This is a genomic window from Pyrobaculum islandicum DSM 4184, from assembly GCF_000015205.1.
GTDB classification, from domain to species: Archaea; Thermoproteota; Thermoprotei; order Thermoproteales; family Thermoproteaceae; genus Pyrobaculum; species Pyrobaculum islandicum.
Genome location: NC_008701.1, coordinates 798,377 through 810,400, shown reverse-complemented (window position 1 = coordinate 810,400; position 12,024 = coordinate 798,377). Strand labels below are relative to the sequence as shown.

The 12,024-nt window shown below is 47.0% G+C and carries 16 protein-coding genes and 3 tRNA genes; 9 read left to right on the top strand and 10 right to left on the bottom strand.

Going from position 1 to position 12,024, the window contains the following annotated elements:
• Positions 1-27: 27 nt before the first annotated feature.
• From PISL_RS04695 to PISL_RS04685, 3 genes are read left to right on the top strand one after another with little or no spacing between them, the layout of a single operon-like run.
• Entirely contained in the window at positions 28-489 is a 462-nt protein-coding gene (locus PISL_RS04695; protein WP_011762661.1) for a 30S ribosomal protein S13, read from the top strand.
• Between the two features lie 33 nt (positions 490-522).
• Positions 523-1,002: a 30S ribosomal protein S4 gene (locus PISL_RS04690; RefSeq protein ID WP_011762660.1), complete on the top strand. Its 480-nt coding sequence runs from the start codon at positions 523-525 to the stop codon at positions 1,000-1,002.
• Complete coding sequence (locus PISL_RS04685; RefSeq protein WP_011762659.1) at positions 999-1,898, top strand: isoaspartyl peptidase/L-asparaginase; 900 nt, start codon at positions 999-1,001, stop codon at positions 1,896-1,898. The genes PISL_RS04690 and PISL_RS04685 overlap by 4 nt, the downstream gene beginning before the upstream one ends.
• Here PISL_RS04685 and PISL_RS04680 read toward each other — a convergent pair.
• Positions 1,895-2,104: a hypothetical protein gene (locus PISL_RS04680; RefSeq protein ID WP_011762658.1), complete on the bottom strand. Its 210-nt coding sequence runs from the start codon at positions 2,102-2,104 to the stop codon at positions 1,895-1,897. The genes PISL_RS04685 and PISL_RS04680 overlap by 4 nt on opposite strands.
• 35 nt (positions 2,105-2,139) lie before the next feature.
• Complete coding sequence (locus PISL_RS04675; protein ID WP_011762657.1) at positions 2,140-2,493, bottom strand: hypothetical protein; 354 nt, start codon at positions 2,491-2,493, stop codon at positions 2,140-2,142.
• A gap of 35 nt (positions 2,494-2,528) precedes the next feature.
• Between PISL_RS04675 and PISL_RS04670 the strand changes: the two genes are divergently transcribed.
• Positions 2,529-3,248, top strand: coding sequence for a DUF72 domain-containing protein (locus PISL_RS04670; RefSeq protein ID WP_011762656.1), 720 nt, complete (start codon positions 2,529-2,531; stop codon positions 3,246-3,248).
• A 23-nt stretch (positions 3,249-3,271) separates the two neighbouring features.
• Positions 3,272-3,372, top strand: a tRNA-Lys gene (locus PISL_RS04665).
• A gap of 8 nt (positions 3,373-3,380) precedes the next feature.
• On the opposite strand, the gene PISL_RS04660 is transcribed toward PISL_RS04665, so the two are convergent.
• The 3 genes from PISL_RS04660 to PISL_RS10690 form a co-directional block, all read right to left on the bottom strand.
• Positions 3,381-3,974: an HAD family hydrolase gene (locus PISL_RS04660; protein WP_011762655.1), complete on the bottom strand. Its 594-nt coding sequence runs from the start codon at positions 3,972-3,974 to the stop codon at positions 3,381-3,383.
• 32 nt (positions 3,975-4,006) lie between these two features.
• Positions 4,007-4,136 (bottom strand) — tRNA-Pro (locus PISL_RS04655).
• A 70-nt stretch (positions 4,137-4,206) separates the two neighbouring features.
• Positions 4,207-4,334: transfer RNA gene (locus PISL_RS10690), tRNA-Val, on the bottom strand.
• Between the two features lie 123 nt (positions 4,335-4,457).
• Here PISL_RS10690 and PISL_RS04650 point away from each other — a divergent pair.
• The 3 genes from PISL_RS04650 to PISL_RS04640 are packed head-to-tail and all read left to right on the top strand — an operon-like array spanning position 4,458 to position 6,896.
• Positions 4,458-5,369 (top strand): ABC transporter ATP-binding protein, encoded by a 912-nt coding sequence (locus PISL_RS04650; protein WP_011762654.1) that lies wholly within the window; start codon positions 4,458-4,460, stop codon positions 5,367-5,369.
• Positions 5,366-6,130, top strand: coding sequence for an ABC transporter permease (locus PISL_RS04645; RefSeq protein WP_011762653.1), 765 nt, complete (start codon positions 5,366-5,368; stop codon positions 6,128-6,130). Before PISL_RS04650 ends, PISL_RS04645 begins: the two co-directional genes overlap by 4 nt.
• Positions 6,120-6,896: a hypothetical protein gene (locus PISL_RS04640; RefSeq protein WP_011762652.1), complete on the top strand. Its 777-nt coding sequence runs from the start codon at positions 6,120-6,122 to the stop codon at positions 6,894-6,896. The genes PISL_RS04645 and PISL_RS04640 overlap by 11 nt, the downstream gene beginning before the upstream one ends.
• On the opposite strand, the gene PISL_RS04635 is transcribed toward PISL_RS04640, so the two are convergent.
• From PISL_RS04635 to PISL_RS04615, 5 genes are all read right to left on the bottom strand, one after another.
• Positions 6,891-7,124: a hypothetical protein gene (locus tag PISL_RS04635; protein ID WP_011762651.1), complete on the bottom strand. Its 234-nt coding sequence runs from the start codon at positions 7,122-7,124 to the stop codon at positions 6,891-6,893. The two genes, PISL_RS04640 and PISL_RS04635, sit on opposite strands and share 6 nt — an antisense overlap.
• Complete coding sequence (locus tag PISL_RS04630; RefSeq protein ID WP_053240543.1) at positions 7,124-7,282, bottom strand: DNA-directed RNA polymerase subunit P; 159 nt, start codon at positions 7,280-7,282, stop codon at positions 7,124-7,126. Before PISL_RS04630 ends, PISL_RS04635 begins: the two co-directional genes overlap by 1 nt.
• 7 nt (positions 7,283-7,289) lie before the next feature.
• Positions 7,290-7,805 carry a nicotinamide-nucleotide adenylyltransferase gene (locus tag PISL_RS04625; protein ID WP_011762649.1) on the bottom strand — a complete coding sequence of 172 codons (516 nt, stop codon included), beginning with the start codon at positions 7,803-7,805 and terminating at the stop codon, positions 7,290-7,292.
• A gap of 96 nt (positions 7,806-7,901) precedes the next feature.
• Complete coding sequence (locus PISL_RS04620) at positions 7,902-8,708, bottom strand: agmatinase family protein (RefSeq protein WP_011762648.1); 807 nt, start codon at positions 8,706-8,708, stop codon at positions 7,902-7,904.
• On the bottom strand, positions 8,701-9,585 hold the full coding sequence (locus PISL_RS04615; RefSeq protein ID WP_011762647.1) for a cation diffusion facilitator family transporter: 885 nt from the start codon (positions 9,583-9,585) through the stop codon (positions 8,701-8,703). The genes PISL_RS04620 and PISL_RS04615 overlap by 8 nt, the downstream gene beginning before the upstream one ends.
• An 89-nt stretch (positions 9,586-9,674) precedes the next feature.
• Here PISL_RS04615 and glyS point away from each other — a divergent pair, with 89 nt between their 5' ends.
• Positions 9,675-11,432 carry a glycine--tRNA ligase gene (glyS, locus tag PISL_RS04610; protein WP_011762646.1) on the top strand — a complete coding sequence of 586 codons (1,758 nt, stop codon included), beginning with the start codon at positions 9,675-9,677 and terminating at the stop codon, positions 11,430-11,432.
• The last annotated feature ends 592 nt before the right edge of the window (positions 11,433-12,024 follow it).

Below are 12,024 nucleotides of genomic sequence, written 5' to 3'. Positions count from 1 at the left end.
TTTAAAAAGCGTCTCTTTTAAGCATTCGTGTCTCAAGAGATACGCGCTATAGTACGTATAGGGGATACGGATTTAGATGGTAATAAACAAGTAGCTTATTCATTGACTAAGATAAGAGGCATAGGCATCGCCACGGCTTACGCCATTTGTAGAAAACTTGGCATAGATCCACACGCCATATTAGGCGCTTTAAGCGAGGAGCAGATAAATAAACTTGACTGGGCTGTTAGAAATCTACACGAGCTGGCCCCCGCTTGGTTTTTAAACAGAAGGAAAGATCCAGAGACAGGTAAAGACTTACACTTGATTGGCGCAGAGTTAGTACTAGCGGCTAAAAGAGATGTAGATCTTATGAAGAAGTTAAAGAGTTGGAAAGGCGTAAGACACTCGCTAGGTCTTAAAGTCAGAGGCCAGAGGACTGTGACTACGGGTAGACTCGGCCCTGTGGCTGGCGTCACTAAAAAGAAGGCGGCAGCCGGCGGTAAGTAAAAATTTAAAAAGCGGTATATATAAAGCGACGGTATGGGCGGTTTAAAAAAGCCTAAGAAGAAGTACCTAGAGGGCAAACCGAAGAAAATCTGGAATAAGCAATTGTTGCTTGAAGAGCTACAGCTTGTGGGCGAATACGGCTTGAGAAATAAGAAAGAGCTCTGGCTCGCCAGGGCCCATCTCAAGTGGATAGTTAGACGCGCGCGTTCATTGCTTTCGATGACGCCAGAAGAGAGAGCTCCTTTAGAATTGCCATTTAAGGAGAAACTATACAAAATGGGCTTTATAGAGGATCCCAACGTCCCACTTGATAGAATACTTTCACTAGACGTAAGGGCAATACTAGAGAGGAGACTTCAAACAATCGTATATAGAAAGGGGCTTGCGAAATCTATCTATCACGCAAGACAACTAGTAGTGCATGGCCATGTGGCTGTAGCCGGGAGGAGGGTCACCTCCCCTGGGTTTTTAGTTCCACGAGATTTAGAAGACAAAATTACGTTAATAGAGTGATTGTCGCAGTACACGGCGGCGCCGGTCTCTGGAAAATAGGCGAAGACGAGAAAGAGAGAGTAAAAAAGACACTCAGGGGGGCTATCGAGGAGGGTATCCTCGCTGCGCAGAGAGGCTCTGCACTAGATGCAGTAATTGTATCAGTGGAATATATGGAGAGTAGCGGTGTTTTTAATGCAGGCTATGGGGCCGCATATGCGATAGATGGAGGTATATATTTAGACGCTGGCGTGATGGACGGAAAGACAAAACGCGCCGGCGCCGTTGCTGCAGTTGAAGGCGTTAAAAGTGCCGTGAGATTAGCTCGTTATGTGATGGAGCTTACTGACCACATAATTTTGGCAGGAGAGGGCGCTAGACTTCTCGCAGCGAGAGTGGGCCTACTAGAGGCGCGGCACAAGTTCTATACAGAGGAGAAAAACAAAAGGTTTCTAGAGGTTATCAACGAGGCTAGACAGGGGAGGTGGCCTTATAAAAAAGTACTTAGTCTTCTTGGCGATACTGTAGGCGCTGTTGCACTTGATAGAGACGGCAATCTAGCGGCAGCGACGTCTACAGGTGGCGTATGGCTTAAGTGGCCGGGCAGGGTGGGAGACAGCCCTATACCTGGGGCTGGTTATTGGGCTGAAAACGGCGTTGGGGCATTTAGCGCCACGGGGATAGGCGAGGTAATTATAATGTCGCATCTTTGTCTCAGAGCGCGAGACGAGCTTATAAAAACAGGCGATATAACAAAGGCCGTAGAGAATGTTGTAAAACAAACCACCGAAATCTACGGCTCTGGCACTGTGGGAATCATTGGGATAGACGCTAGAGGCAACCCAGCGTATGCATATAATACGAGGGCGATGGCGAGAGGCTGGGGAAAACCAGGTGAAATTTATGTAGACCTCTAGACCTTCTTCCTCCAGGTTTTTGTATCGGGATCAAACTTAAATCCCATCTTCTTTAACTCATTTATAGTCTCTCTAAACTGCGACTCCGGCAACCTCTTACCTTTGCCTACTTTTACCACTATTTCGCCCTCCTCCTCTCTATAATCCACAGGCAGTCTGCGGAGAAGCTCTTCGACGCCCTGTCTCTTTTCCTCTTTTCCGTCCATTACAGCCTTAGAGACGTAGTATATAAAGGTTTATACTACATTAGACGAGTTACTTTAACGATTTTTCTTCTAGCTTGTTCAAGCGCCCACGTCGGTAGTTCGTAGTTTTTCAATACGTAATTTACCAACTTCTCTATTTCGTCACAGTCGGAGCCGCCTTGCTCTCTACAGAGTTTAACTAGAAACTTAGATCTCGCCTCAAAAAGCTCCGGTGTCATCTTTATACGTCTACATTCGTGATCGTAGGTGAACCCCCTTTCCAAGTCTCTCATATGTAGGTATAGGTGCGCGGCGGCTTTCGCTAAATCCATTCTGCCGCCTTCTACGTAGATTCCCTCGGCAATAGCATAACAGCTCTGCGGCCCTGAATATATCGATCTCTTCTCCACAGTCTCAATTTTTAATAGACTTATAACTTCATTACATGCAATTTTTCGTCGGTACTTGCGGATTTCCAAAATCTAGACGATACATATACAACACATTAGATGCGGTAGAACTACAAGATACTTTCTACAATATGCCAGACCCTGAGAAAATGGCGAAGTTACGGGAAGAGGCGCCCGAGTTTCACTTTACAGCTAAGGTGTTCCAAGGTATTACGCATCCCCCAAATAGCCCAACTTTTAAGAGAACGAGGGGGTTTAAACCCACTGATAAACATGGCGTTTTAAAACCCACGAAAGAAAACCTAGAGCTGTGGCAACAGTTTGTAGACGCTATAGCGCCGCTTAGGCCAGAGGTACTTGTTGTTCAAACGCCACCGAGTTTAAAACCGGAGCCGTATATCTACGATTTCTTCGCCTCTATAGTTGGCAAGTGGAAAATTGCATGGGAGCCTAGGGGAGAGACCTATAAAGACCTAGCGCTTATACAAAAAATAGCAGAATTAGGAGTTGTAATTGCAGTAGATCCCCTAAAGAGAGATCCTATACATGGACATTTTTACTATTTTCGGCTACATGGGCTCGGCAAGGGCGAGGTTAATTACCGGTATAAATACAGTTCTGAAGATCTAGAGAGACTCGCTACCATAGTGAGACGTTTAAGCGGAGAGAGCGTATACATAATGTTTAACAATGTATATATGTATGAAGACGCCGTAGAGTTTAAACGCTTGTTGTATCAACGGCAAAAAATTTAAAAAGTTGGCCATAGAACATTGCGGGGCCCGTAGCTCAGCCCGGTTAGAGCGGCGGAGGACCCGGCTAGGTCTGCCGAGGCTTTTAACCCGTAGGTCGTGGGTTCGAATCCCACCGGGCCCGCCACTATCGTCTTATAGTGATAGAGGTGTAAGAAGTTCGTAAAGACTGTATATGACTTTCCTTGCGCCGTTGCAAACATTATATCTTGCTATACAGACCCCATAGGCGCCTGCCCTCCTAGCCATCTCCATATCGTAATCGGAGTCTCCTATAACGATTATATCTCTGGTGTCGACAGAAAAACGCCGACTTATAACATAGAGGGGATCTGGCGCGGGTTTTCCTCTTGGAACTTCATCGCCGCCTAGGACAAAATCTATGAGACGTGCTAGACCTACTACTTCTATCACTCGTCGTGCCACATAGCCGCTTGACGAAGTAACAATCGCTATAGGTCTAGGCAACTTCTCCAGAATGTATACATCGTCGTAAGGGCGCACTAGAGACAGATACTTTTCCAAGAAGAGTTTGTTTTTTAACGCCACGAGCTCAAATGCGCGATTTGGTAAAAGCGCGGTGGCGATATCTCGCGCCGGCAACCCCATCAGAGGCCTAACCTCTTCATATCTCTTCTCAACTCCAAGGAGTTTAAGAGCTTCTAACCAAGCGGCTATGTGAGCGTTGACAGATTCAACTAACGTCCCATCTAGGTCAAATACATACATGTTGTTGTAAAGGTGTGGATTTTAAAAACTAATGGTGGGGCCGCCGGGATTTTTAGGCCGGCTCCGCCGCGAACCCGGGATCACGTGGGCTCTCGCCGACATCGGTCCCAAGCCACGCCTCAGGGGGCGAGACCCAATCCTACCAGGCTAGACTACGGCCCCTACTTCCACTATTAGACACTATATTTAAGCTTTCTAGGGAGGTTCCGCTATTTTACATAGACGAAAGATTTGGTGGGCCCGCCGGGATTCGAACCTTATCCCAACCCCCCGGCGGGGGGTTGACGGGACCACCCGCGCTCCTAGGCTGTTGCGGGTGTGCCTTGTAAGGCGGGCATCATACCGCTAGACTACGGGCCCTCTCACATCTTTTTAGAAGGGTTTTAAAAACTTGACGCCATGTAAAATAGACTTTACAAAGTTCACCCTTTATATATAGAGAGTTTGACAAGAAGACTTTTATCTAACGCCGAAGAGCTAGCCATGAGCTTCGCTATTGGCGTCGGCATATATAAAAGGTTTATTACAAGAGAACGTCTTGGCCTCCTTAGAAGTAGACGGAGGATAGTAGAGGCCTTGAGAGGGGTGGATATAGCTGTAGATAGGGGGCGACTTCTTTCTTTAGTGGGGCCGAACGGCGCTGGCAAAACCACGTTGGTTCGTATATTTGCGACTTTGTTAGTGCCTGACAGAGGTGAGGTGTATATAGGCGGTTATGATGTAGTTAAAGATGCCCATAGGGTAAGACGGATTATAGGACTAATGCTTTATCCAGACAAGGGCTTCTTTGGCAGACTGTCCGGCTTGGAGAATCTAGTGTACTACGGAATGTTGTATGGCTTTAGTAGAAGAGAGGCGCGCCGCCGCGCTCTTGAGCTTATTGAACTAGTGGGTCTTTGGGAAGCGCGGGATAGGCCTTACGAGGAGTATAGCGCCGGGATGAAGGCGAGGCTAGGTCTTGCAAAGGCGCTTATAAATAACCCAGAGTTCCTACTACTTGATGAGCCCACGGTGGGCATAGACCCCGTAGGCGCTAGGAAGATAAGAGAGGTGATAAAGAGCTTGAAGAATGAGGGAAGGGCTGTGTTACTCACTTCACACAACCTCTACGAGGTCGAAGAGCTTTCTGACGAAGTTGCTGTGATTGTAGACGGTCGAATAATAGCCAGGGGGACTCCCATAGAACTTAAAAGCCGCTTGGGCTTCCGACCTGTAGCTGTCGTAAAGGCGATTTGCAACGGCGAAGAGAGAATTTTCATTAGAGACAGCGCTGGCGGAAGAGAGCTTGGGATCCTCATAAGGGAGGTTCTCGATGAAGGTTGCGAAGTAGTAGAGGCAAGAGTTCATGAGCCTCCTCTAGAGGAGGTCTTGGTAAAGACATTGGGTGGGGCATGAGAGCCGGCTTATATCTAGCGGTTAGGCTCTACCTCCGTCTCTACGCGCTGTCTCTCTCAGTTTCTCTGCTTATGCCTTTTTTCGCCTTGTTATTCTACGCCGCAGGCTGGGTAGTGTCAAGGGGGAAGGCGGACATTGAGAAGTTCGTGTATCAGCTTGTCGGCGTTGTGATAGCGGTAATTGCACAGATAGCCACAAGTGAAGCGCTTTGGGATTTGTATATCTTTATGTCCGGCGGCCAACTGGAGTATTTAATAGCTTCGCCATCCTATCCTCTGGCGGTGTTAATGGCCTTCTATGTCACACAGTTTATGTTTTTTGGGCTGGGGGTTGCAGTAACTGCAGCTGTTGTTTTGGCTGTGATTAAAGGGCCTGTATACGCCGCCGCCATGACTCTTGCAGTGTTGACAGCAGCAATCTTCTCACTGCCACTTCTCGGGATCGCCTTAGCGCTGACGTATCTACTGCCATATGTACGGAACCCTGGCCCCCTCTCTTCAGTTTTGAATGCCGCTGTGATGTTTTTCGGCGGCGCGTTATATCCAGCGTCTATCCTCCCGGGGGCGCTCCAAGCTATATCTCATCTACTTCCCTTCGCCACTTGGGCCGAGGCCGTTAGATCTTTAGCGCTGGCCCTTGAATTGCCTATACGTCTCCTCGGCCCATTGTTAGGCTATATGGCCTACTTTGCACTAGGAGTCGTCGTGTGGAACTTCTACGTCAGAAGTCTTCAGAGGTCTGGGCGTTACCATGTTTGGTAGCTTAATACACGAACTTTGGCGCGTTTTCCTTTTCAATTTTAAATCGCCGCTTTTCCTTGCCACAAACGCCGTGGCAGATGCAATGTGGTTCCTGGTTGTTATACTAGCTGTGGCTTGGTACGGGGGGAGTATAGTTGAGACAGCACGTCTCTTGTTCTGGGGGTCTCTGGCATTGATGATGTTTTCAACACAGACATGGGGAGCGGCTATGTTTAGTAACTATGTCAGAAGCGGGATTATGGACTACGTGGCTGTCACCCCAGAGAGACTTCACGTTTTTTTAATTTCGACGTCGGTAGCTATGGCGGCCGCGGCGGCGCCTGGCATAACAGTTCAATATGCCGTATACTACCTTGTATTTGGAGAAATACCACTGCCTGCGCAACCTATGTATTTTGCCGTATCTCTCGCCGTCTTTATATTCGCCTCAGCATGTATAACGTCGCTATCAATTCTGTTTTTTATTAAGTTGAGAAACCCAGTTGTGGCGGCTAACGTCATCCAGTGGGGCATTCCGCTTTCTGGCGGCATGATCCCGCCCACAGCGATGTCTCCCGAGGTCGCCCGTTGGTTCTTGTACTCTCCATTTCACTACGTGGTTGCGCCACTTGTATACTCCGCCACGGGGATTTGGCTTTTAGATCCGATTCTTATGCTTTTAGTAGGCGTTTTAATTACTGCGACATTTTATATGTCTTCTATCTATGCGGCTAGATCTGCGTTGAGTAAATACCGACGTGTGGGGAAATGGGGAGCAGAGCTATAGCCCTCTACCCCCGGCCCACGTAACGGTGTCTGTCTCGGGGTCCCACACGACGGTATAGCCATCTACCCTCATTCTTACCCTCCCCTTTCTTACGGCAATTATATAGCCTCTTACTCTGCCTGTCTCCACGTCGACTATGAGTCTATTTCCGACTACATCTACTCTTAACGCTTCTGCAAGCTTTGATTTTCTAAACTGCTCTGCCGCCTGTGAGAAGTCCGTCGCCATCAGATAGCGGGGATTCTCTTAACCATTGGGCTCCTGACCTTCATGATAATTTTGAAGTTGCAATAGGGGCATCTAATTCCAGGGAGGATCTCCATTTCAGACTTAGAAAACACTCTGCCGCATCTCATACAAACGTATATCTTTCTTTCTTCAGCCACGGCGTTTTTAACGACCATCTTTATAAACTTTGCCATATAGAAGCTGTACTCTTTCAACTCCACCTATCTCATCTATATACTCGGCCACAGCTGGGGGGACGAGATCTCTCCACTTTTTATCTCCCTGAGACATCAACTGGCGAACTACAGTAGCTGAGTAATTCCCAAACTGGGGGTGGCTTCTGACGTCGATATTCCAGTGTTTTAGCGTTGCGACAACCCAAGGGTTGTTTGAATATACCACATGGTGCGGAGGACACCAGTGGCGTAAGTAGGCCCCCCACAGGCTGGAAGAACCTCCGGTGTCTGGCACTGTACAGTAGAGGAGTCTACAATTTGCGCCGAAGTGTCTCCTAAACATTTCAAGTCTCTCCCCTGGCGTAAATGGATTATCTTGGGTAAACGCCTTGTCTGCCGAGCCAACCGCCACAATAACTTCATCATAATGTGTCAAAAGCCACTCTACTACTTTTACATGCCCCCAGTGTAGCGGCTGAAAACGTCCTATGAAGAGAGCTCTCATAGCTAAGAGAAGATTTGTTTTTTAATCTGTGGTTTCTATGAGTGTGTGATGTAGTAGCTCGCGGCTGAGTATGAGGAGAGGCATACTGGCTGATTTTTATTCTCTTCCCAAAAGCGTTGCTATATGCATGAGAAGTCGTATAACTTTAACCGCGGTGACATCTGAAACATCATAGGGAGGAGAGTACTCCATTATGTCGACAGCCACAGGTTTTAACGTAAGTATAAGGTCGGCTAGTAAATATTCGAGTTTTCGAAAACTCAACCCCCCGGCCTCGGGAGTTCCCACGCCTGGCGCTTCGGAAGGATCTAATACATCTATGTCAAGGCTGAGGTATACTCTGCCAGAGGCTGTAGATATTGCATTAGCCACGTCGCTTCTAGTAAAATCAGACCCCTCTATTATAAACGACTGAGTCTCTTCAGCGTATTTATACTCTTCGTCGTCATATGCCCGGACGCCTATATATATAGCGTAGAAACCCAATTTCTCATGTGCTCTTCTTACAAACGTAGCGTGCGACAGCTTTTGGCCGGGTGGCCACTCGTCTCTAAGATCAAAATGTGCATCGACATGGACATAGGTGTCTGGTCTTATTACGTTTAATACAGCCAGCGTGGCTGTGTGCTCTCCGCCGAGCATAATAAACGGAGGCTCCACCTTCTGTATAAACTGTTCTATCCTCGCTATATTTTCCGCAGGGGCCCCCTGGAGTAATTCCACGTCACCTAAGTCACATATAGGTTTTGCCATATTTCCAAAAACTGTGGTGTATTCTAGATATGGCATTATCACACGTATTTTCTGGGGAGCAAACCGCGTTCCAGGTCTAAAGCTTACGGTATCTTCCATAGGTGCGCCAAATAGCTTAACGTCGCGTGGCGTACAGACGTTTTTAAGCATACCGACTCTTCTCAATACGTTTATATCTCCTCGGCACGATTTTTACATCCACATGGACAATAAGCGGATGCGTTCTCGAGATTGCCTTAATAGCTCTGGTTCTCAACATGTGGAGTTTCCCCACAGTCATGTCAGAACTTACTGCAACTAGTGAATATACAACGAGAAAACTGCCTGCCCTCCTAATTTTTACAACGAGAGGCTTCCCCAACTCTATGAGTATTTCTCTGATTTTTTCCTCAAGGACTGGGTCTCTATACAACGCGCCTAAGATTCCATACATTGCCTCTTTTGAAAGTCTAGCAAGTTCATAGATCACATATCCATATATCACAATAATTGCTATAACTTCAGCAACTATGAGGTGGAACATATTGCTTATAACTACAGCTATAGTTGACGCAATAGACAACGCGGCATCTATTTTGGCGTGAAGCGCATCTGCCCGGAGTATTTCAAGTTTGAGCATGTCATAGTTGCGCCTCTCCCATAGATACATGAGGTATGTAAGAGCTCCCCCAATTAGTAATAAGGTGGTCATCCACAGCGGCGTCGGCTCGCTGTCGAATCTTATCGAGGTGACTAACATATATGTATAAAAGCCGAGTACTACAAACGCAGAGAGTAGAGTAAGCAAGCTTTCCAGCCGGTAGATCTCCCAGGGGAAAGATCTTCCTCTTTTTGATGCGTAGTAAAGTCCAAAGCCAGAAACATATGCTATAGCGGCATCTATAAAGCCGTGGAAAGCGTCGCTAGTGACTAAAAGACTGCTGTACATTATGCCAAGTAGCAACTCCACTAGTGTATACGCCAACGAGATGGTGCCCATGATAAAGAGGTAAAGAGATGCAAGCCACAGCCTTACGGAAGGTCTCACAAAGTTTTTACAGAGAGTGTTAATATATGTGGCACCTGCTTGTGTCTAAACGCCAATCTAGTTAAAAATACCGGATTTTTCTCTTGTTAATGCGCAACGCTGAGATACTAGAGGAAATAGTAAAAAGGCGGCTTTTATACTGGCCGTCGTCTGAAATCTATGGAGGCGTCAGCGGATTTTACGACTACGGCCCTCTCGCAGTTCAACTTAGACGTAACATTATTGATAAGTGGAGAAGGACTTTTGTCACTCCTTATCAGGACCTTATTATAGAAGTAGAGACGCCAATTATAATGCCCGAGCTTGTTTTTAAGGCGTCTGGACACTTAGACCATTTTACAGACTATGTAGTGACGTGTACAAAATGTGGCAGGAAGTATAGAGCTGACCATTTAGTAGAGGAGGAGCTGGCGAAAAAGGGAATAAAGATATCTACCGAGGGCCTCTCTACGCCCGAGCTACAACGTCTAATAGAGGAGTATAGGATCGTGTGTCCGGCATGTGGAGGGCCGCTAGGCCATGTGGAGAGATTTAACCTATTGTTTAAAACCACTATAGGTCCCTATAGTGAAAACGTCGGATATTTAAGGCCGGAGACTGCACAAGGAATTTTCGTGGCTTTCCCACGCCTGGCTGAATACGTTGGTCGTAGACACCCGTTTGGAGTTGCACAAATTGGTAGAGTGGCGAGAAACGAAATATCGCCAAGAGGCGGCTTAGTGAGACTAAGAGAATTTACACAGATGGAGATAGAGCTATTCTTTGATCCACAAAATCCTAAATGTCCCTATTTTTCAGATGTGGAAAACCTAGAAGTACCAATTGTTCCAGAGGAGTTTGTAGCTAAGGGCCGTACAGAGCCTCTATATCTCACAGCAAAACAGATAGTAGAACGCGGCTACGCTAACGAGTGGATGGCCTTTTTCATGGCTCTTGCAACAAAGTTTCTAAAAGAATTAGGCGTCCCGGTAGAGAGACAGAAGTTCTTAGGCAAGCTACCCCACGAGCGAGCCCACTACTCAGCCAAGTCTTACGACCAGATGGTTCTCACAGAGAGATTCGGCTGGATAGAAGTGTCAGGACACGCCTACCGTACAGACTACGACCTCTCTGGCCATAGTAAATACAGCGGACAGGAGCTAGTCTTGGAGAGACGGCTTCCAACGCCGAGAGAAGTAGAAGTAGCCCGGCTCTATCCAAATCCAGTAGCAATAAGAGAGAAATATGGTGAAAAGACCGGCGAGGTAATCAAAGCGTTAAAAGAAAATGAAAATATGGTATTAGAGGCTTTTAGAACAGGAAGACAAGAGGTTGTCCTAGGTCAGTATGTGATTACACGTGACATGGTCTTCATAAAGATTGAGAAGAGAAAGACAGATATAGAGAAATTCGTACCACACGTCGTAGAGCCATCCTTTGGTCTTGACAGAATTCTCTACGTAGTTTTAGAACACGCCGTAGCTATAGAAAATGGAAGAGTATATCTAAGGCTACCTCCCGACATAGCGCCAGTGGCTGTATGTATCTTGCCCATTGTAAAGAGGGCAGACTATGTTGAAATAGGGAGGAGGCTAATGCGGAGATTGGGAGACGAGGGGTTTACAGTCATATATGAAGACGAGGGTACGATAGGCAGTAGATACGCCTATTGTGATGAAATTGGTACCCCCTTGGCTGTTACTATAGATGAAAAAACTCCAGTTGATGAGACAGTTACAATTCGCGACCGCGATACCAAGAGACAAGTAAGAATAAAATTGGAGAAAGTTCCCACTTTTGTCGCAATGGTTAAAAGAGGTATGACATTTCAAGATGTTGCAGAGACGCTGGGAGCACACCCAGTATAACAGCTTGGTATTAAGCAGGTTGATATTTTGAAGAAGCATAACTAAAGCCTACTTACGCGCCGCCCTTAGAGACGAAGTCTTTCCCTGCTTGTGCTTTCACTGACAGCCCGGCCCCCTGAGACTCCAATTCGCAAAACGCGTCTGTATTCAATCCATTTTCCTCACAGCGTCTGTTGGGAGACGTCCGCCCGCCCCATAGGGCGGGGCTTTCGGCTAGAAAGCCAGGCATAACGATAGTAAACGTTGTGATATAGATGCCAAGCCACACGATTGGCGTTAAATCGCATGCGACGGCCTTCTTCAGCAGGTCGGCAGCTATGATGGCTAAACCAACACGGCGATTTTGACATCTCTATGAAATCATCAGCCCTAAGGCAGAAATAGACGCCAGAACTAGCGCTGACGCTACAACGGATTTCATCGTAGTAATGCCGAGGGCCGTGAAGAGGGCTAACGCGACAATCATGCCAAATATCAATCGTATCATAAAAAAGCCGCCGTTAAAGCTGTTGACCAATACACGGCGTTCTGGTTGTGAAGGTGAATCCGAGGGGCACCCCCTGCCCACGGTGCGAGAAGAAACTCGTGAGGG

Excerpts from the sequence above, each read along its gene's own strand:
- PISL_RS04690 (WP_011762660.1), top strand. The coding sequence starts at position 523 with ATGGGCGGTTTAAAAAAGCCTAAGAAGAAGTACCTAGAGGGCAAACCG.
- PISL_RS04680 (WP_011762658.1), bottom strand. The coding sequence starts at position 2,104 with ATGGACGGAAAAGAGGAAAAGAGACAGGGCGTCGAAGAGCTTCTCCGC.
- PISL_RS04670 (WP_011762656.1), top strand. The coding sequence starts at position 2,529 with ATGCAATTTTTCGTCGGTACTTGCGGATTTCCAAAATCTAGACGATAC.
- PISL_RS04660 (WP_011762655.1), bottom strand. The coding sequence starts at position 3,974 with ATGTATGTATTTGACCTAGATGGGACGTTAGTTGAATCTGTCAACGCT.
- PISL_RS04650 (WP_011762654.1), top strand. The coding sequence starts at position 4,458 with ATGAGCTTCGCTATTGGCGTCGGCATATATAAAAGGTTTATTACAAGA.
- PISL_RS04645 (WP_011762653.1), top strand. The coding sequence starts at position 5,366 with ATGAGAGCCGGCTTATATCTAGCGGTTAGGCTCTACCTCCGTCTCTAC.
- PISL_RS04640 (WP_011762652.1), top strand. The coding sequence starts at position 6,120 with ATGTTTGGTAGCTTAATACACGAACTTTGGCGCGTTTTCCTTTTCAAT.
- PISL_RS04635 (WP_011762651.1), bottom strand. The coding sequence starts at position 7,124 with ATGGCGACGGACTTCTCACAGGCGGCAGAGCAGTTTAGAAAATCAAAG.
- PISL_RS04625 (WP_011762649.1), bottom strand. The coding sequence starts at position 7,805 with ATGAGAGCTCTCTTCATAGGACGTTTTCAGCCGCTACACTGGGGGCAT.
- PISL_RS04620 (WP_011762648.1), bottom strand. The coding sequence starts at position 8,708 with ATGCTTAAAAACGTCTGTACGCCACGCGACGTTAAGCTATTTGGCGCA.
- glyS (WP_011762646.1), top strand. The coding sequence starts at position 9,675 with ATGCGCAACGCTGAGATACTAGAGGAAATAGTAAAAAGGCGGCTTTTA.